At 61.4% G+C, this 17,422-nt stretch carries 11 protein-coding genes and 2 riboswitches; of the genes, 2 read left to right on the top strand and 9 right to left on the bottom strand.

What is annotated here, in order from left to right:
- The first annotated feature begins 479 nt into the window (after nt 1-479).
- Nucleotides 480-1,841: a dipeptidase gene (locus BUS42_RS24430; RefSeq protein ID WP_074310482.1), complete on the top strand. Its 1,362-nt coding sequence runs from the start codon at nt 480-482 to the stop codon at nt 1,839-1,841.
- A gap of 89 nt (nt 1,842-1,930) precedes the next feature.
- Here BUS42_RS24430 and BUS42_RS24425 read toward each other — a convergent pair whose 3' ends face one another.
- The 9 genes from BUS42_RS24425 to BUS42_RS43020 form a co-directional block, all read right to left on the bottom strand.
- Entirely contained in the window at nt 1,931-2,929 is a 999-nt protein-coding gene (locus BUS42_RS24425; RefSeq protein ID WP_074310480.1) for a DUF1559 domain-containing protein, read from the bottom strand.
- Nucleotides 2,930-3,105: 176 nt separating this feature from the next.
- A complete protein-coding gene (locus BUS42_RS24420; protein WP_074310478.1) occupies nt 3,106-3,735 on the bottom strand; it encodes a hypothetical protein in 630 nt (209 codons plus the stop codon).
- Between the two features lie 4 nt (nt 3,736-3,739).
- Entirely contained in the window at nt 3,740-5,923 is a 2,184-nt protein-coding gene (locus tag BUS42_RS24415) for a serine/threonine protein kinase (RefSeq protein ID WP_074310476.1), read from the bottom strand.
- Between the two features lie 65 nt (nt 5,924-5,988).
- A complete protein-coding gene (locus tag BUS42_RS24410; RefSeq protein WP_074310474.1) occupies nt 5,989-6,537 on the bottom strand; it encodes an RNA polymerase sigma factor in 549 nt (182 codons plus the stop codon).
- Between the two features lie 978 nt (nt 6,538-7,515).
- Nucleotides 7,516-7,899: a hypothetical protein gene (locus tag BUS42_RS24400; protein WP_074310470.1), complete on the bottom strand. Its 384-nt coding sequence runs from the start codon at nt 7,897-7,899 to the stop codon at nt 7,516-7,518.
- Nucleotides 7,900-9,271: 1,372 nt separating this feature from the next.
- Complete coding sequence (locus BUS42_RS24395) at nt 9,272-10,270, bottom strand: ribonucleotide-diphosphate reductase subunit beta (RefSeq protein ID WP_074310468.1); 999 nt, start codon at nt 10,268-10,270, stop codon at nt 9,272-9,274.
- Between the two features lie 41 nt (nt 10,271-10,311).
- Nucleotides 10,312-12,717: a ribonucleoside-diphosphate reductase subunit alpha gene (locus tag BUS42_RS24390; protein WP_074310466.1), complete on the bottom strand. Its 2,406-nt coding sequence runs from the start codon at nt 12,715-12,717 to the stop codon at nt 10,312-10,314.
- A gap of 139 nt (nt 12,718-12,856) precedes the next feature.
- Nucleotides 12,857-15,178 carry a 5-methyltetrahydropteroyltriglutamate--homocysteine S-methyltransferase gene (metE, locus tag BUS42_RS24385; RefSeq protein WP_074310464.1) on the bottom strand — a complete coding sequence of 774 codons (2,322 nt, stop codon included), beginning with the start codon at nt 15,176-15,178 and terminating at the stop codon, nt 12,857-12,859.
- Nucleotides 15,179-15,232: 54 nt separating this feature from the next.
- Nucleotides 15,233-15,448: a hypothetical protein gene (locus BUS42_RS43020; protein ID WP_143206460.1), complete on the bottom strand. Its 216-nt coding sequence runs from the start codon at nt 15,446-15,448 to the stop codon at nt 15,233-15,235.
- Nucleotides 15,449-15,563: 115 nt separating this feature from the next.
- A riboswitch (cobalamin riboswitch) is annotated at nt 15,564-15,773 on the bottom strand.
- Nucleotides 15,774-16,239: 466 nt separating this feature from the next.
- A riboswitch (cobalamin riboswitch) is annotated at nt 16,240-16,440 on the top strand.
- A 464-nt stretch (nt 16,441-16,904) separates the two neighbouring features.
- Here BUS42_RS43020 and BUS42_RS24380 point away from each other — a divergent pair.
- Nucleotides 16,905-17,390 (top strand): carboxypeptidase-like regulatory domain-containing protein, encoded by a 486-nt coding sequence (locus BUS42_RS24380; protein WP_254053711.1) that lies wholly within the window; start codon nt 16,905-16,907, stop codon nt 17,388-17,390.
- The last annotated feature ends 32 nt before the right edge of the window (nt 17,391-17,422 follow it).

Genomic DNA, 17,422 nt, shown 5'->3' with positions numbered 1-17,422 from the left:
GGGTAAGGCATAGCGGAGGACCGTGGGAACGAGGTTGATTCCTCGCTCTCTAGAGCGGTTTTCCCTTGCATTGCGCACAGCGGAGGAAAAAGGGGACTGGCTCCCGGCCCCTGAGCCCTTGAATCTCGCCGAACGCCTTGGAGGCCGGGTGCCTGTCCCCTTTTTCCGTGCGCCAGCCGGTCGGGAACCGCTCTAGCAGGTCGTTGAAAGTGATCGAAACAGTCGCAAGAATACCGAGATCTCGTTCCCACGCTCCGCGTGGGAATGCCGTCCCCGACGCTCTGCGTCGTCTTCTCCGGCGGGTGGGGCCGCAGAGCGTGTGAACAAGTTTCTCCCGCAAAGCTCGGCCTCCGGGACAGACAGAAGGCCCGACTTCCTTTGCAACATGCTCAAATCAGCAAGCACACATTAGTGCTTCACTCCTGGCGATCATCGGTCGCCGCTTCGGGATTACGCACGACCTTGGGAGACATCGGAACATGCTTGCATTCCGCCAGAGTCGACGGCAATTCCTGCACGCGGCCGCAGCCGCATCCCTGGCCGGCCGCCTGGGCGTTCGGTCGGCTCGAGCGGCCGAGCTCGGAGTCGACACCGGGCCATTCGCCACTGCCAACGAGACGATCCGCGCCGCCAGGCGGGGGGCGCTCGCGATCCTCAAGCCGAACGAAGCGGACCTGAAGCGCGGCCTGGAGCTTCATGCCGATGCGTTGGTGTTCGAGTCGTACGGCTTCGCGCCGCGCGGTGCGCTCGATGGCGCGAGCTTCGCGAAGGCGATCGAGGACAAGGCGTCGGACAGCGAGCTCATCGACCTGCGCGAAGAGATGATGATGACCCGATGCGCGACCGATGCGGTCGAGCGCCGTGAGTTCTTCGAGGCCTTTGAAGCGGCCGGCGTCACCTGCATCTTCCAGAACAGCGGCGAGGAAGGGAACGATCCACTCCGCCTCCTCAAACGGCTGGCGCGATTCACCTTCACCACGGACACCCTACGCAACGAACTGTTCAAGGCGGTCGCTCCCGACGAGGTCGTGGCCGCAAAGCAGTCTGGACGACGCTGCCTGGCGTTCACCACCAACGGGGTGCCGCTGCCCCAGCGCTGGGAGAGCGAGCGCGATGAGTTGCAGATGCTCCGGATCTTCCGGGACCTCGGCGTGCAGATGATGCACTTGACCTACAACCGCCGCAACCCGCTCGGCGACGGGGCAGGGGAGCCGAACGACGGCGGCCTGAGCGACTTCGGACGCACGGCGATCGCCGAGATGAATCGGCTCGGCGTGATCGTCGACGTGGCCCACTCGGGCTGGCGCACCAGCCTCGAGGCCGCCAAGGCCTCGGCCAAGCCGATGGTCGCCAGCCATACGACCTGCGGTGGACTCTACAAGCACTTCCGCGGCAAGCCCGACGACGTCGCCCGCGCCATCTGCGACACCGGCGGCCTGATCGGCATCTGCTGCATCCCCCGCTTCCTGGGAGGCTCGGGAGACATCGCCGCATTCCTCGACCACGTCGACTACGCGGTGAAAACGTTCGGGGCCGACCACGTCGCGATCGGGACGGACGTGGCCTATTTCTCGCGAAACGACGGGCCCGAGCGGGCCAAACTCCCCAAAGGTCCCGGCGGTCGTTCCCCATTGGCCCTGGCCGGCGCCCGCTGGGAACACCTCTGGCCCAAGGACGACTTCCGCGAGTCGCCCCAAGGCATCCAGAGCCTGGCCTGGACCAACTGGCCCCTGTTCACCGTGGGCCTGGTGCAACGGGGCCATTCCGACGAAACCATCCGCAAGATCCTCGGCCTGAACGTCCTGCGCGTCTGGAAGGCCAATCAACCCACCAAGCCGTAAGCCGCGGCAGACGCATAATGCAAGGTAAGGTCAGCCGATCGGACGGCCGCGGGACCGATCGTCCCGCGGAAAAACTCCTACTCCTCAGCTCAATACGCTGAGGAGTCGATCGTTTCCCCTCCGGCACGGGTGCCCAACGCTCTCCACACATCCAATTGAATGGAATTTTTGATAAACCGAACCGAGCCGTCACAGAGGGCAACATTGACTCCACCCGAATGATAACTTCGGGAGGCGAGGTGGGATTGGTTGAGGGCCGCACTTACGCAGTCGCGATTCTTTGAATTTGGGACGAGCGTATGAGTGTAGAGCCCGGAGATCAATGTCCCGTTCTGATATTGGAGACCGACGTAGGGAAGCCGCTTGTAACCTGGCAGGACATTGCAAACCGCCAGAGGCATCAAATTATTCACATTGGTCGCAGGATCGCCCGTACCCCAGAGATTCGGAAGCACGACGATGACGTCGAGATCACTCAATGTCGGAGACGCACCGCGTTTGATCTCAGCGAACATCACGGTGTTACTGCTGCCGTCCGTAATTTCCGACATTCGTGTCGAGGATGTATAAGCAAAGACGCCAGCATATCTTGAATCTTTTACAGAGGTGCCCGATTGATTGAACGCCCAAGCATGGGCGCCCAGGTTGCCATAATAATTCGTTCGCCCGGACGCGACCGGCGGTTGGCCCGCCTTGACAAGGGGTTCCAACCATTGGCCCGTGGACGGATCGGAAGGACAAAGGAATCCAGAAATATCCTGGCTTCGTACGGTCCAGTTAGTCCAAGTGCTCGAGACGTTGGTCGTGAGGTCGAATTGGTCGTAGCGGCTGCCCTGTTCGAGAAACGGGAGCAGAAAAACGAGAGTGGACGCATAACTCGGGCCTGGACTCGTTCCAGGTGGAAAGGCGCCGTTCGCCGTCTCGAAATTGTGAGCGCCCAAGCCGATCTGCTTGAGGTTATTCGTGCACTGCATCCGCCGTGCCGACTCCCGGGCCGCCTGCACGGCGGGCAGCAACAAGCCAATCAGGAGCCCAATGATACTCACAACAACCAGCAGTTCGATGAGAGTAAATGCACGTCTACGCATAACAGGAACCCTTTAACACAAATCTGACAATCACAATGCCAACGCCCTAGTGCGCAAAGCACCGGCACGAACCTGGTCCACCAACGAGCTTTTGCCATTGAGGCACGCGCCGGCCTCGGGAGGACAAGAAGGTCTCGAACGCTCAGACCTGCGACCAACCGTCAGTTCGCAGGTGGCTACGGCCCCACATAGATTCCTGTTGCGGTCTGTCCATTGCCATTGGCGTCTTCAACATGCAACGAATAGGTACCAGGAGCAAGAGGAGGATAGGTCGCGATCCAACATTCCATGAACTGGTAGTCTTCGTACAGGCTGGTAGGTGTGATCACATTACCGCTTGAGTCTTTGAATTCAAGAAGGGCGAGCGGGTAAGTGATCAGGTCGCCATTGGCCGTTAGATTACTTGCCTCGAGGGTGATGTCTTGGTTCGTACCGGGATACAGGACGTTCGCGAGGCCCAATCCGGCCAGCATCGAAACACTCGCCTGCCCAACCCGAAACGGAACGCTCACCGGATCGGGGTCGAGGCTTCCGTCTGCTCTCAAGCCCGAGACCGTGAGGACGTAATCTCCCGGGCCTGGCGTCTTGACAACGATCGACCACCGGTAGCGGTACGCTCCTTTTCCGGCCCCCTCGGTCAACATGAAACTGACAACGGTGCATGGAATCGGCACCGCCGGTTCCGAAATGGACCGACATGCGCCGACGACCCCGACAGTCGACTCATCGGCCAGCCCGAACGCCACAAGCGACTTGGGAACCGACTGAGACTCGTGAGCCCGCGGCCAGGTGATCTCGAGCGACATTGCGTTACAACTCCTTGGATGTTTCACGAACGAGGGGGCTGGTCTTCAGAGGGGTCACAGTAAACGATCGGAACGACGCCGCGCCGTTCCGCACGTAGAGTCCAACTCCACCGCGTAGTTCAAACTTGGGAATAAACCCACGAGGCGTGCGCCTGACACGATCTGGATGGGCGGTCAGGCTATTCTCAATCTCCTGCTGTCCGAACTCGATCCCCTTCTGGACTTCCGCGGGGGTCATCGAGAATGTCCGGCCATTCCATCCCGCCGTGATCTTCGCCGGAGTGACAACGATCTCGAGGTCATTCCAGCGTGCTTCTAACTCACCAGACGGCTCGAACTCTGGCCCGGGAAAACTAGCAAGCTTCTGATCGTAATCGTCTGGCCGTTCTGAATTACTGATCAGACGAGGAAAGAGTTGGACACGGTGGGGCCGCTTTACCGGAAGCATTCCGGGCTTAGTAACCATCTGCGTTAAGACCGTTGACCTCACGGTTCGCACGTCATCGAAGGTCAACTGCGTAAAGAACTCAATTTTGGACGTTTGAAACGGAGACGTCTTGCGTGCGAAATAGAGCCCGACTTCACCTGCCGTACCATTTTTTTCATGACGCACCTGTACGTTGATCCGATAGCTGTCCGATTGCGGATCCGGCAGGAGTTCAACGAGTGCTCGGTTCCAGGTCGAAACCAACCAGGTTTGATCGACGCCAAGCTCCTGCAGGCCGTTGGCTTTTTCCGATCTCCAATCGGACCACTTCGGTCCCCCGGTCTTACCAATCAGTGTCACGGCTCGCCCGCTCGCTAAATCGCGTTGCGCCTGCTCAATCGCCTGATGGGATTTGTCCGGGACAGATCCGCTCACCGCCATGAGATCGGGTTTTTTCAGGGCAAATCCGCTCACAGCCATGAGGAGTGCCGACCCGCAGACCACCTTGCCCAGGTTCTTCCGCGTCGAGCGCGTGAGCCGCGTGATCGTACTCGGCGTTCCCTGGGGCCGTTCGTCGCTCAGCCAGCGTTCGAGGTCATCGGCCAGGGCTTGGGCCGTGGGAAACCGCCGCTGGGGTGATTTCTCGAGGCAGGTCAGACAGATCGCCTCCAACCAGTAGGGCACCTCGGGACGGAGGCCTGACGGGGAGATCGGTGGCGTGGCCCGAACTCGCTCCAAAGTCTTGAGCTTGGTCTTCTCCTGAAACGGCGGGTGGCCGGTGAGCAACGCGTAGAGGATCGCCCCTAATGCATAAACATCCGTCGCCCGGCCGATGTCCGCCGACCGGCCCTCCGCCTGTTCGGGGGCCATGTAGTTCGGAGTGCCCAGGATCGTGTCCGTCTCGGTCAGAAAGACGGTGGAGTTGTCGTCCGGGTCCGCGTCCAGCAGCTTGGCGAGTCCGAAGTCGGTGATCTTCGGGGTCCCGTCCTGGGCGAGCAGGACGTTGGCCGGCTTGAGGTCGCGATGCACGACCCCCTGATTGTGGGCGTACTGCACCGCCTTGGCCAGTATCACCATCAAAGCCGCGGCGTCTCTCGGCTCAAACGCCTCGTGCCCCAGCTTCGCCTCGAGACAGCCCCCTTCGACGTATTCCATCGCCAGGTAGGGGAGCCCCTCGTGCTCGCCAAGTTCGTAGACCTGCACTACGTTGGCATGATGCAGCCGCGCGACCGCTTTCCCTTCGCGCATGAATCGGGCGACTGTGGAGTCACTCGCGTGATGGCCCGCCAGAATCATCTTGATGGCGACCGTGCGTTGTAACCGCGGCTGCAACGCACGGTAGACGACTCCCATCCCCCCCCGGCCGACCCTCCCCAGCACCTCGTAAGGTCCGATTCGGAGGCCGACGACCGGTTTGCCATCGACGCCGAGCCCCTGGTCCCACGCGGCCGCCCGCCGGATCTTCGCCTCGGCTTCGAGCGCCTTCGCGCGATTCTCCAGCGCGGTGTATTCGAGGCTCATCGGCGACTGAGGAGCCCGCAAGCATTGCTTCAAGCAAGCAATGAGCGGGTCGTCGTCGGCTTCGTCCTCACCGTCGCTCAGGAGTTGGTCGAGGGTCTCCACGCAACGGTCGCACGACGAGACGTGCAACGAGATGCTCGAGTAGGCCGGATCGGAGAGCTCGCCGCGATCGAACTGCAGGAGCAGTCGTTCGTCGGGGCACTCCGCCACGGCGGTGGCGGCGGACGCGGATGGAATCATCGGAGTACCTCGAACAATTCCGAACAGGCTTCGGGAGCCAGCGACCTCGCCGCGCTCGTGCCTCGTCAGTCGTTGACGAGTTGGGCAAACCCTTCGCGGATCCGCCGCAAAATGTGCGACTTCGCCAGGTAGACGGCGTTAACCGTCATCCCCAGGTCGGCCGCCACGGAGGACGGATGTTCCCCTGCCACCACCACACGCAAGAAGGCCTGACGACTTTCCGGCTTACAGTTCTCAAGAACCAGGTCGCTGACGCGACGGACCAGGATCTGTTCCTCGTCATCGGGCGAAACCGGCTCGTCCACAAAATTTGCGGGAAGATCAAGCAGCATCGCCTGCGCATCGCTTCCGCCGACCGCCTCAGGCTCCTTCGCCTTACGTCGCAGGAAGTCGATGGTTCGGGTGCGCGTGATGGTGCGGAGCCAGCCGCGAAACGAATCCCCCTTCTGATTCCGTTGGAAACCGGCGATCGAGCCGGACACGGTCCGAAACACTTCCTGCCCCACGTCGGCCGCCTCGGCCTCTTGGAGGCCGAACCGCCGGCACCAGTGGTAGACGAGCGGCCCATAAAGTTGCACGAAACGCTGCCAGGCTTCCTGGTCCTTCGCCTTCATAAGAACAACGAGGCTTTCAGAAGTCTTCTCTGAAGCCTCATTAAACACAACGCAGTCATCTGTCACGGCGATTCCTCGGCGATCGGATGATTCGGTGTGGAAAAAGCAACGGCCTGGGGACCCGAAGGCCATTCGGGCTTGAGATTAGGATACGAATTGGACCATGACTTCGTCGAATGAAAAGCAACGCGGCACCAAAAACAAGGATTCCCGCATCCCGTTAATAGAATAGTTTTCTTTCGTCCCGAAGTCTCGTATTTTTCGGGAGAGTCCGCCGCGAACATCGCGATCCAGGCTGCGAACCTACGAACCGAGGTGGTCGTCGCCCGCACAAAAGGAAGCGAATCACAGCGTCAACAACACGAGCTGGAAGGTCCCCCCCCGGCCAACGAGATTCGCTCGTAAGAACGTGCGATCCCGATCGAATTTACCGATCCCGCGAATCGAATCGATTTTACTCCGACTGCGGCCCGAACCGAAGGCGCAAAACCAAGTCGGCCCGAGCTCAAAGCTCGGGTGCCCGTGCCTGAGCCGGTTCCGAACCGAGGCCGTACCGGCTCGAGGTGATGGTGCGCTCACCCGCATTGGATTCGCTTGATTCAATTCAATCTCTCCCTCCCCCTTGAGACTGCGGGTGTCCTGCCCGCAGTCTCAAGGGGGAGGGAGAGGCGTTGGGTTCAGCCAGGAGCCGTGTCAGAGACCTGTTCGATGTTGGAACTCAAGCCGGCAACGGCAATCACCGCGGTCTCAGGTCGAAGTACCGCACGCCGATTCACGATCCCAAATGCTTGCAAGCAACCAAGGTCGCCCAAATCATCAAAGTCGGATCCGAATAGGACTTGCACCTCCCGGATTCACGACATCCTCATTGCACAAAAAAACCAACGAGCCTTCATCACAAAGGCAATCGTTGGTCATGGGAGACTGAAGAAGATCCCAGATGGCTAAATCCGCGTCTGCCACCTAGTCAGCACACGTCTACGGTCCCACATAGATCCCTCTTGCGGTCTCGCCAATCCCATAAATGTCTTCAACATGCAGGACATAGACTCCAGGGGGAAGCGGAGGGAAATACGCGAACCAGTATCCCAGGTACTCGAAGTCCCCGAACACATACGTCGGCCAGATGGGATTGCCGTCCGCATCGTAGAGTACAACAGTGCCAATCGGCGCATCTAACAGATCGCCAGTGGCGACCAAATTGCTGGCTTCGCTTGTAATATCTTCGTCCTTCTGAGGATACCCGATAGTCGCATCAGCGTTCGCGTCTATGGCCGTAAAAACGGCTAGACCGAACGCCACGATCGTAAGACCAAGAGAGATCGTCCTGCGTGTTCCCAGCCAGGGAAACTTAATTGCCATTGCGATGCAACTCCTTGAAAGGTTAACGAGAGTAAAGACCGACCTTCACGAGAACGAGCGTGGTGACCGAGCAAAACAAGACCGAGGCACTCCAGACTTCGAGTCCAAGTCCACAACGAGGTTCAAACCCAGAAAAATAAGCCCCGAGGGACGCAGCCGACTCGCAACGAAGCGATTGTCAGATCAAAATCGATTCGCCCCTGAGAACCAACACGCACAAACACGAACACGCATGCATTTCGTTTTGTCGCCATATCCGCAAAGAAACGATAATTCCGAGGTTGTTCCAGCGTCTACCACTCACACCGAAGTACCGGCACCGTGGTTAACTCAACGCCATCATCTGTCTTGGCGATTGGAACTCCGACAAGGGCGAAGCACCAGCGTGGGCTCAAAGCATCATTCGAACCTGAACCACTACGACGGTTATGACGACGAGACAAAAAAGCTTCCCCGCATAAAAACAGCGGTATCTTGGATCATTGTGATTATAGTTCACTTCTGCCCCTGTGTCTCGAACTTTTCGACAACTTGTTCTCAAAACTCCTCGGGGCCAAAATTGTCCCCTCAATCCCGGTCCCCACCACAACCAACTAAAGTTCGCAAATATTGAACCTAAGTTTGACACTCGAGCCCAGTCAGAACCGATACCGTATCGATTCAGAGTGAGGGGGCGCTCACGTTCTTCTAGAGCGGTTCCCGACCGGCTGGCGCACGGAAAAAGGGGACAGGCACCCGGCCTCCAAAGTGTTCGGCGAGATTCAAGGGCTCAGGGGCCGGGAGCCAGTCCCCTTTTTCCTCCGCTGTGCGCAATGCAAAGGAAAACCGCTCTAGCAACTGAAGAGCGGGGTGTTGGTCGTAAAATACGAGATCGGGTAGAGGGAGCACTTGCTGTCGGCTGAGTTCATCGCAATCAACATCGCATTCCCGCAGCAAAAATATCCGATTTGCAAAGACGTTTACACACAACGACATTATCATTGCTCAATAGAAACGGTCCGGTCGTGGAGATCTTTGCCGCAGCCATTATTGCGCCCGATTGCTTCAACCGTCGGGATCGCGGATGCACATACCAATTAATTTTTTTTGATTTGTTTCATTCCAATCTCCCCTGGGACACTGGTCCCAGGGGAAGGTGGAAAGGGAGGAGGTGTTGGGTTCAGCCAGGGAGCCGCAACAGAGACTTGCTCGATGCGCGAACTCAAGCCGGCAACGGCAATAACCACAGTCTCGGTCTTGGGTCGACGATCCGCTTGCCGCTTCGCGACCTCGGCGGCTTGCAAGCAACCGAGGTCACCTAGATCATTAAATAAAGACCCACCACGCAACCTTATGTGTTTTTCGCACGTAAGTCCACAACTATTTTCGATTGTTAGAATTCTTCGCTGAATACGACGTCGCCGGTGACTCCAACCTGATAGGCGGACACCCGCCGCTCGAAGAAGTTGGCGAGTTCCTGGACGTCCTGCAACTCCATGAACGCCAGCGGATTCCGCGAGCCGTAGACCGGGGCGATGCCGAGCGACTCGAGACGGCGGTCGGCGACGTATTCGAGGTATTTCCGCAGGTCTTGCAGGCTCAGGCCCACGACGCCGAACGAGAGGACGTCGCGGGCGAAGGCGGTCTCGCACTCGACCGCCTCGCGCATCATCGCGACGACGTCAGCCTCCAGGTCTGCGTCGAACAGGTCGGGCTCCTCGCGACGGGCGATCGCGATCACGTTGAACGCGAACGCGATGTGGGCGCTCTCGTCGCGGAAGACCCAGTTCGTCCCCGTTGCCAGGCCATGGAGCAGGCCCTTGGACCGGAGGAAATAGACGTAGGCAAAGGCCGCGAAGAAGAAGAGGCCCTCAATACACGCGGCGAAGCAGATCAGGTTCAGGAGGAACTGCCGCCGATGCGCGCGGGTCTCGAGGCGGTCGAGGCCCTCGATCGAGTCGATCCAGCGGAAGCAGAAGTCGGCCTTGCCCTTGATCGACGGGATGTTCTCGATCGCGGCGAACGCTTGCTCGCGCTCGGCCATATCAGGGAGGTAGTTATCCAGCAAGGTTAGATAAAAATGAACATGCAGTGACTCCTCGTAAAGCTGGCGGGACAGGTACATCCGCGCTTCGGGCGAGTTGATGTGCTGGTAGAGGTTCAGCACCAGGTTGTTGCCCACGATCGAGTCACCCGTGGCGAAGAAGGCCACCAGACGCTGGATCAGGTGCTTTTCCGCCGGGGTGACGCGCCGGTCGAGGTCGGCCAGGTCGGTCGAGAAGTCCACCTCCTCGACCGTCCAGGTGTTCTTGATCGCCGCCTTGTACATCTCGAAGAAGGCGGGGTAGCGCATCGGCCGTAGCGTCAGGTCCATGCCGGGATCGAGCAACATCAGTTCATTCTTCCGTAAAAGAGGAGGGGAGGGCGGTGCGGTTACTGGCAGGACTCGCACGACTCGGGATTTTCCAGCGAGCAGGCCACCGGACTGGGCGTACCAGGCGCGAGCGAAACCGTCGTCTTGGCGATCCCGGTTGCCGGCCGGGACCGCAAGTAGTAGGTTGTTTTGAGGCCCCGCTTCCAAGCGTACATGTACATTGACGAGAGCTTGCCGATCGACGGGCTCTCGATGAACAGGTTGAGCGACTGGCTCTGGTCGATGAACGGAGCGCGATCGGCCGCCATGTCGATCAATGAACGCATCGGAACCTCCCAGACCGTGCGATAGACCCGGCGCAATTCGGCCGGGATCTCCTCGATCCCCTGGATCGAGCCCTCGGCCAGCTTGATCCGGTTGCGGACCTCCTCCGTCCAGAGGCCGAGCGCCTTGAGTTCCTTGACGAGGTAGCGGTTGACTTGGAGGAACTCGCCCGAGAGCGTCTCGCGTTTGAACAGGTTCGAGATTTGCGGCTCGATGCACTCGTAGGCGCCGACGATCGAGGCAATCGTGGCGGTGGGCGCAATCGCCACGAGGAGCGAATTCCGCAGCCCGTGCCGGCGGATCCGGTCGCGGAGCTCGGCCCAGCGTACGGCTTGTCCTCCCTCCCAACCCCAGAGGTCAAATTGCAGGACGCCCTCGGCCGCCCTGGTCTCGGCGAAGGCCGGGTGCGGCCCATGCCGCTCGGCGAGGTCGCATGAGACGCTCAACGCGTGAAAGTAAATCTCCTCCTGGATCCGAACGGACAGGCTTCTCGCCTCAGGGGCATCAAACGGGAGATTGAGCTGAAAGCAGACGTCCTGGAGACCCATCAGCCCGATCCCGACCGGCCGCCAGCGCAGGTTGGAGGTGGCCGACTCGGGGGTGGGATAGAAGTTGATATCCACGACAGCGTCGAGGAACGGCACAGCCGTCCGGACGGTCTCGGCAAGTGCGTCGAAGTCGAATCCGTCGTCGCGAACGTGCTCGGCGAGGTTGATCGAGCCCAGGTTGCAGACGGCCGTTTCGCCGGCCGAGGTGACCTCGACGATCTCGGTGCAGAGGTTCGACGAGTGAATCACATTGCCCGCGACTTGCGTCTGGTTCGACTTCCGGTTGCACGCGTCCTTGAAGTTGAGCCAGCCGTTGCCGGTCTCCGCCAAGGTCTTCATCATCCGGGCGTAGAGGTCGCGGGCGGCCACCTGCTTGATGGCCAGGCCTTGCTCCTCGGCCCGGGCATAGGCCGCGTCGAACGCGTCACCGAAGAGGTCGGTCAGGTGCGGGACCGTCTTCGGGTCGAACAGCGACCAGAGCGAGCCGGCCTCGACCCGACGCATGAACAGGTCGGGAACCCAGTTCGCGAGGTTGAGGTTATAGGTCCGGCGCGCCTCGTCGCCGGCGTTGTCCTTAAGCTCGAGGAACTCCTCGATATCCGCGTGCCAGCTCTCGAGATAGACGCAGCAGGCCCCCTTGCGTCGGCCCCCTTGGTTGACCGCCGCCACCGACGAGTCCATCGTCTTGAGCCAGGGGACGACGCCGTTGCCGTGTCCGTTGGTCCCCTGGATGTACGACCCGCGCGAGCGGATCCGGTGGTAGGCGAGACCGATCCCGCCCGCGTATTTCGAGAGCTTGGCGATATCCGCATAGCGGTCATAGATCGACTCCAGGCTATCCGCGGGGGAGTCGAGCAGGTAGCACGAGGACATCTGCGGCCGGGGGGTCCCTGAGTTGAACAAGGTCGGCGAGCTGGGCATGTAGCGGTGCGACGCCATCAGCGCGAAGAGGTCGAGGGCGTCGGCGACGTTCCGGGAGAGACCGCAGGCCACGCGGAGGAAGAAGTAGGCGGGCGTCTCGATCACGTCGCGGGTGGTCGGATGGCGCAAGAGGTAGCGGTCGTAGACCGTCCGCAGCCCGAAGTACTCGAACTTGTCACGGGGGCTCGCCGCCGCGGCGGCGTTGAGCTTCCGCGCGTCGGCCGCGACTTGTCGGGCGGTCTCCTCCGCGATCAAGCCGAGCCGATGTCCGGTCGCAACCGCCTGCGAGAATGAGTGGATATCCTGATTCATCACCTCCTTGGCGATGTAGCAGTCGAGGAGCCGGGCGGCGAGCTGCGAGTACTCGGGCTCCTCGGCGATCAGCGAGGCGGCCGTCTGGATCGAGAGTTGATCGAGCTCGCGGGTGGTTGCACCGTCGAACAGGCCGCCGATGGTCTTGACCGCGATCCGCATGATGTCGACACCGGGCAGGCCGCCCGACGTGCGGCGGACGGCCCGGACGATCTTGTTGACGTCGACCGGCTCGAGCCGGCCGTTCCGCTTGCGGACGTGCATGCCGGGATCCTCATCCGGATCGAGGGCCCCATTGGGGGGACTGCCGTTGCCGTGTGCGTGCCCGTTGACAGGGGTGAAATCAAGATCGACGGCCATGAACGGCTCCGATTCCTTGGAGGATAGGGAGAGAGGGGCCGAGGCGCATCGCCTCCCGACGAGGTTCGGGATCGACCTGAGGCCCGCGACCCCAATGAATGCCGGAGCCGTCCGGAGACGACCCCGGCCGGAACTGGCGTCAGGGAATGCCGGGGGCGGAAACGGACGCCCCCTCCAGGCGTTGGCGGACAGACCGAGCCGCGGCGACGAGCGCGACCAGAGCGGGCTTGACCTCTTCCCAGCGTCGGGTCTTCAGTCCGCAGTCCGGGTTGACCCAAAGCTGCTCGGGCGAGAGGACCGCGAGTGCCCGATCCAGGAGTTGCTCGATCTGCTGGGGGGACGGCACCCGGGGCGAGTGGATGTCGTAGACCCCCGGCCCGACCTCGTTGGGGTACCGGAATTCGGCGAAGGCCCCGAGCAGTTCCATCTGCGATCGCGAGGTCTCGATCGAGATCACGTCGGCGTCGAGCGCCGCGATCGAGGCGATGATGTCATTGAACTCGCAGTAACACATATGCGTGTGGATCTGCGTCTCGTCACGCACGGCCGCCGAGGCGAGCCGGAAGGCGTCGACGGCCCATTGCAAGTAATCGGCCCAATCCTTGTGGCGGAGGGGGAGCCCCTCGCGCAAGGCGGGCTCGTCGATCTGGATCACGCCGATCCCGGCTTGCTCCAGGTCGACGACCTCGTCCCGGATGGCCAGGGCAATCTGCCAGCAAGTCTCGCGGCGGGGCTGGTCGTCCCGGACGAACGACCATTGGAGGATCGTCACCGGTCCGGTCAGCATCCCCTTGACCGGACGCGCGGTCAGAGACTGGGCGTATTCCGCCCACGCGACGGTCATCGGGCCGCGACGGGTGACGTCGCCGAAGATGACCGGCGGCTTGACGCAGCGCGAGCCGTAGCTCTGCACCCAACCGTTCGCCGTGAAGGCGAACCCTTCGAGGTTCTCCCCGAAGTACTCGACCATGTCGTTCCGCTCAAACTCGCCGTGAACGAGCACGTCGATCCCGACCTCCTCCTGCCAGCGGATCGCCTCGACGACCCGGGCCTTGAGGAAGGCGTCGTACTCGTCCGCCCGCCATTTCCCCGAGCGAAACGAGGCGCGTGCTTTGCGAACCTCGTCGGTCTGGGGGAACGAGCCGATCGTGGTGGTCGGCAGGATCGGCAAAGGGGTGCGGTGGCGCTGGGCCGCCTTCCGGGCCGGATAGGGATGGGCGCGGGCGAGTGCCTCCGGGGTCACCGCGGCCAGCCGCCGGCGCACCTCCAATGACCGCGTCCGGGGCGAGTCGCGACGGCTCCGGAGTGCGGCTTCGTTCTCGGCCAGGGCTTCCTCGATCGCCGATCGCCCACCCTCTACGCCGCGTGCGATCAGGCTGACTTCATCGAGCTTCTGGCGTGCAAACGCGAGCCAGTTCTTCAACTCGGGATCGAGGCCGGTCTCTCCTTCCAGGTCGACCGGAACATGAAGCAGTGAGCAAGAAGGCGCAATCCAGAGCCGATCCGCCCCCAGCAGATCGGCGGCTTTTTCCGCCCGGCCCAAGGCCTGCGTGAGGTCCGCCTTCCAGATATTTCGGCCGTCCACCAGGCCAAGCGAGAGCACCTGATCCGGCTGCACGAGCGGCAACACCTCGTGAAGTGGGTCGGAACCGCGGACGAGGTCGAGGTGAACCGCCTTCACGGGCAGGCGAAACACGGTCGGAAGCGCATCGGCCAGACCGCCGAAATAGGTGGCGAGCAGGATATTCATCGAACCGGCCGCGCCCGCCAGCCGCTCGAAGATCGGTTCCAGCGCGGGGAGGGCCCGTACCGAAGCGTCCGTCACCAGGCACGGTTCGTCGATCTGGACCCACGGGGCTCCGGCCGCGGAGAGCCGACGCAAGATCTCTTCATACACCGGGAGCAGGCGGGGCCAGAGTGCGATCGGATCGAAATTCTCGCCTTTCGCCTTGCCGAGTAGGAGGAGTGAGGCCGGGCCGAGCAGGACCGGACGGGTCGTGATGCCCAGGCCTTTCGCCTCCAGGAACTCGTCCACCGGCTTCGTCGAACCGAGGGTGAATCCCTGTCCTGGCCCGATCTCAGGGACGAGGTAGTGGTAGTTGGTGTCGAACCACTTGGTCATCTCGAGCGCCGCCGCGCCGATGCGTTCGCCTTCGTGGGCGACCCCGCGTGCCATGGCGAAGTCTCGTTCGACACCCGCCGGCAGGTGCTTGAATCGCTCGGGAATCATCCCGACCATCACCGCCGTATCGAGCACGTGGTCATAAAGGGAAAAGTCATTGCTAGGGATGTGAGCAATCCCCGCCGCCTGCTGGAGCCTCCAATGGGCCGCACGGAGTTGCCGCGCGACCGCCTCGAGGTTGTCGGCGTCCGATCGGTTCGACCAGAACCGTTCGAGGGCCTTCTTCAACTCGCGCTGGCCGCCCATCCGCGGAAAACCAAGATTCATCGCTGCCGTCATCGGTACAAACTCCTGGACTCGGGTGTCAAACGAAGGGTGTCAACCGACCGAAAATCACGCGGCGACCGGGATCGCGCGGGCTTTCAGGACGGAGAACCCGGCTTCGACACCGTGTCGCGGTCCAACCAGGAGGGAGACGATAGCGGCGATGCGGCAAGTCACGACTGCGGTGACGACAACACGAGCGACGGCCTGAGAGACCGTACGAACCAGGAGGGAATGCCGGTGAGGGCAAGTCCCTGCGCATTCACGATCAGAGGGAGTAAACATGGAGACAATCCTTCCTGCCGGTCCGGGCAGATGGGGTGGTCGGACCAAGAGCGCAGGAGGTGTCCGCAAGCGCAGACTGTACCATGTCCTGCCTACGTGCCTGGGTCCGAGGCACCAAGACGATCGCTCGACAGGCAGGTCTTCTGGCTTTCGGCTCGTAGCGATTCTCGGGCAACCTTCCCCCGATCCGGCTCATCGCCGGGTCGAAGTGGCATCACACCCGAGTCTCTGACCGATTACAGCAGCGGCCCTGCGCCGGATTCACACCGGCTTCCCTTTTCATCCACCCGCTCTCGCGGCTGGAACCTGTCGAGATGACGAATCATAGAGCCTATCGGGTCGATGGTCCAGTCGCCTCCAGGAATTCCTTATCCTTGGCAGACTTTGGCGTGTGACGACGATCCAATCGCAGACTTCACGCTCATGCACATGTCCCTCATTCCGTGCCGGATTGGTTGGAGACGTGACCCAAGCCGCCCAAATCGTTCTATTCGTATTTTTTGATATCCATGCAATAACAATAAGATCTCGTTCCCACGCTCTGCGTGGGAATGCCGTCTGCGACGCTCTGCGTCGTCTTGTCTTCCCCGGCGGGTGGGGCCGCAGCGCGGCCAAGACGGCATTCCCACGCAGAGCGTGGGAACGAGTTTCTCCCGCGAATTTCGGCCTCCGGACCAGACCGACGGCCCGGTTTCCTTGCGAGAGACTCGATCCACTTCGCAAATCCGTGGTGAGAGGGGAGGGGGGCACACGACAGGCGTCCTGCTTGACCAGAAACCCACCTGTCGTTCTAATAAGAATCCTCGACAGGTGCCGCCGCTCCGAATGGGGAGCGGGGGATAATAGGGAAGACGGTGTGAATCCGTCGCGGGGCCGCCGCTGTAATCGGTCAGGCATCCGGACATGAATCGCCACTGCCGCAAGGCGGGAAGGCTGTCCGGGGCCATTAAGAGCCGTAAGCCAGAAGACCTGCCCGTCGAGCTTCTGTTCCGATGCTTCGGCCATTAAGCATCCGGGCGGGCCGCTCGCAGACCGTCTGCAACGTGCCGTGCGCCGGTGGGTCGAAGTGAATCCCTCACGCCCGGCCCGGCGGAAAGGTCTGCGCCCATGTCGATTCCTCACGTTGCCCCACCTCCATTCGATTCACGCTGGTCGCCGCGCGTTGGCGACTTTGAATCACGACAAGCCCTCGGCCCATTCCACCAGCCCCAGGAATCGCCCCGGGCCACAGTCCCCTTGAGCGGTCGCTGAACGGATTCGACCCGGCATCCCGGTCAATGCTTCGCGTTGCCCTGACGATGGACGTCGCCCCTCATCCTTTCGCGGGAGCGTGCAGTCATCTCGATTCGACGCGGCTGCGTCCGAGTGACCGCCCCGGCGCGAACTCCGCCCCTTTTTTGATCCGCTTCGCAGGCAGGCAAAACATTTGAACACTTCCAATTGCTTCGATCCCAGCGTGCCGACGAAGGCGTCGGACCGAGCGTTTTCGATCGCGGCCCTGATGCTCCTGAGCCTGATGGGCTGCGGAGTCAGCGGCCCCACCGAGGACGGACGATTCCCGATTCGCGGCACCGTCGTCCAGGAGGGTGGTCAACCACTCGGCCAGGGCTCGATCGTGTTTCATCCCGAATCCCAATCGGGAATTCAAGGGGCAGGCACCGTTATCAAAGATGGACGATACGAACTCCGCGCAGCGCAAGGCCTGACCCCAGGACGCTACGCGGTCGAGATCCAGACAGGAACCACGGCCCCTTCCCCGGCAGACGACGGGGGCACCGTCACCATCGACGAGATCACCGGCGCGGAGATTTCCAACCAGCCCGTCAAGATCTCTCGATCCAACCCGTTGATCCCGCAAAAGAATTCACCGAAGCGAATGCCGCGGATCATCGAAGTGACGAAAGAGGGACCGAACCAGTTCGACTTTGATCTGAGCCAGTGAACCGGCCCAAGTGCTCCCCCTTATTGGATCCT

Origin of the sequence: Singulisphaera sp. GP187, from assembly GCF_900129635.1 — a bacterium.
Taxonomy (GTDB): domain Bacteria; phylum Planctomycetota; class Planctomycetia; order Isosphaerales; family Isosphaeraceae; genus Singulisphaera.
The sequence above is the reverse complement of the archived record's forward strand: the minus strand, read 5'-3'. Positions and strand labels throughout refer to the sequence as shown.

Bases quoted from the DNA above. Each gene is read 5' to 3' on its own strand.
- BUS42_RS43020 (WP_143206460.1), bottom strand. From the start codon at position 15,448: ATGTTTACTCCCTCTGATCGTGAATGCGCAGGGACTTGCCCTCACCGG.
- metE (WP_074310464.1), bottom strand. From the start codon at position 15,178: ATGACGGCAGCGATGAATCTTGGTTTTCCGCGGATGGGCGGCCAGCGC.
- BUS42_RS24390 (WP_074310466.1), bottom strand. From the start codon at position 12,717: ATGGCCGTCGATCTTGATTTCACCCCTGTCAACGGGCACGCACACGGC.
- BUS42_RS24430 (WP_074310482.1), top strand. From the start codon at position 480: ATGCTTGCATTCCGCCAGAGTCGACGGCAATTCCTGCACGCGGCCGCA.
- BUS42_RS24395 (WP_074310468.1), bottom strand. From the start codon at position 10,270: ATGTTGCTCGATCCCGGCATGGACCTGACGCTACGGCCGATGCGCTAC.
- BUS42_RS24425 (WP_074310480.1), bottom strand. From the start codon at position 2,929: ATGCGTAGACGTGCATTTACTCTCATCGAACTGCTGGTTGTTGTGAGT.
- BUS42_RS24415 (WP_074310476.1), bottom strand. From the start codon at position 5,923: ATGATTCCATCCGCGTCCGCCGCCACCGCCGTGGCGGAGTGCCCCGAC.
- BUS42_RS24410 (WP_074310474.1), bottom strand. From the start codon at position 6,537: ATGAAGGCGAAGGACCAGGAAGCCTGGCAGCGTTTCGTGCAACTTTAT.
- BUS42_RS24420 (WP_074310478.1), bottom strand. From the start codon at position 3,735: ATGTCGCTCGAGATCACCTGGCCGCGGGCTCACGAGTCTCAGTCGGTT.
- BUS42_RS24400 (WP_074310470.1), bottom strand. From the start codon at position 7,899: ATGGCAATTAAGTTTCCCTGGCTGGGAACACGCAGGACGATCTCTCTT.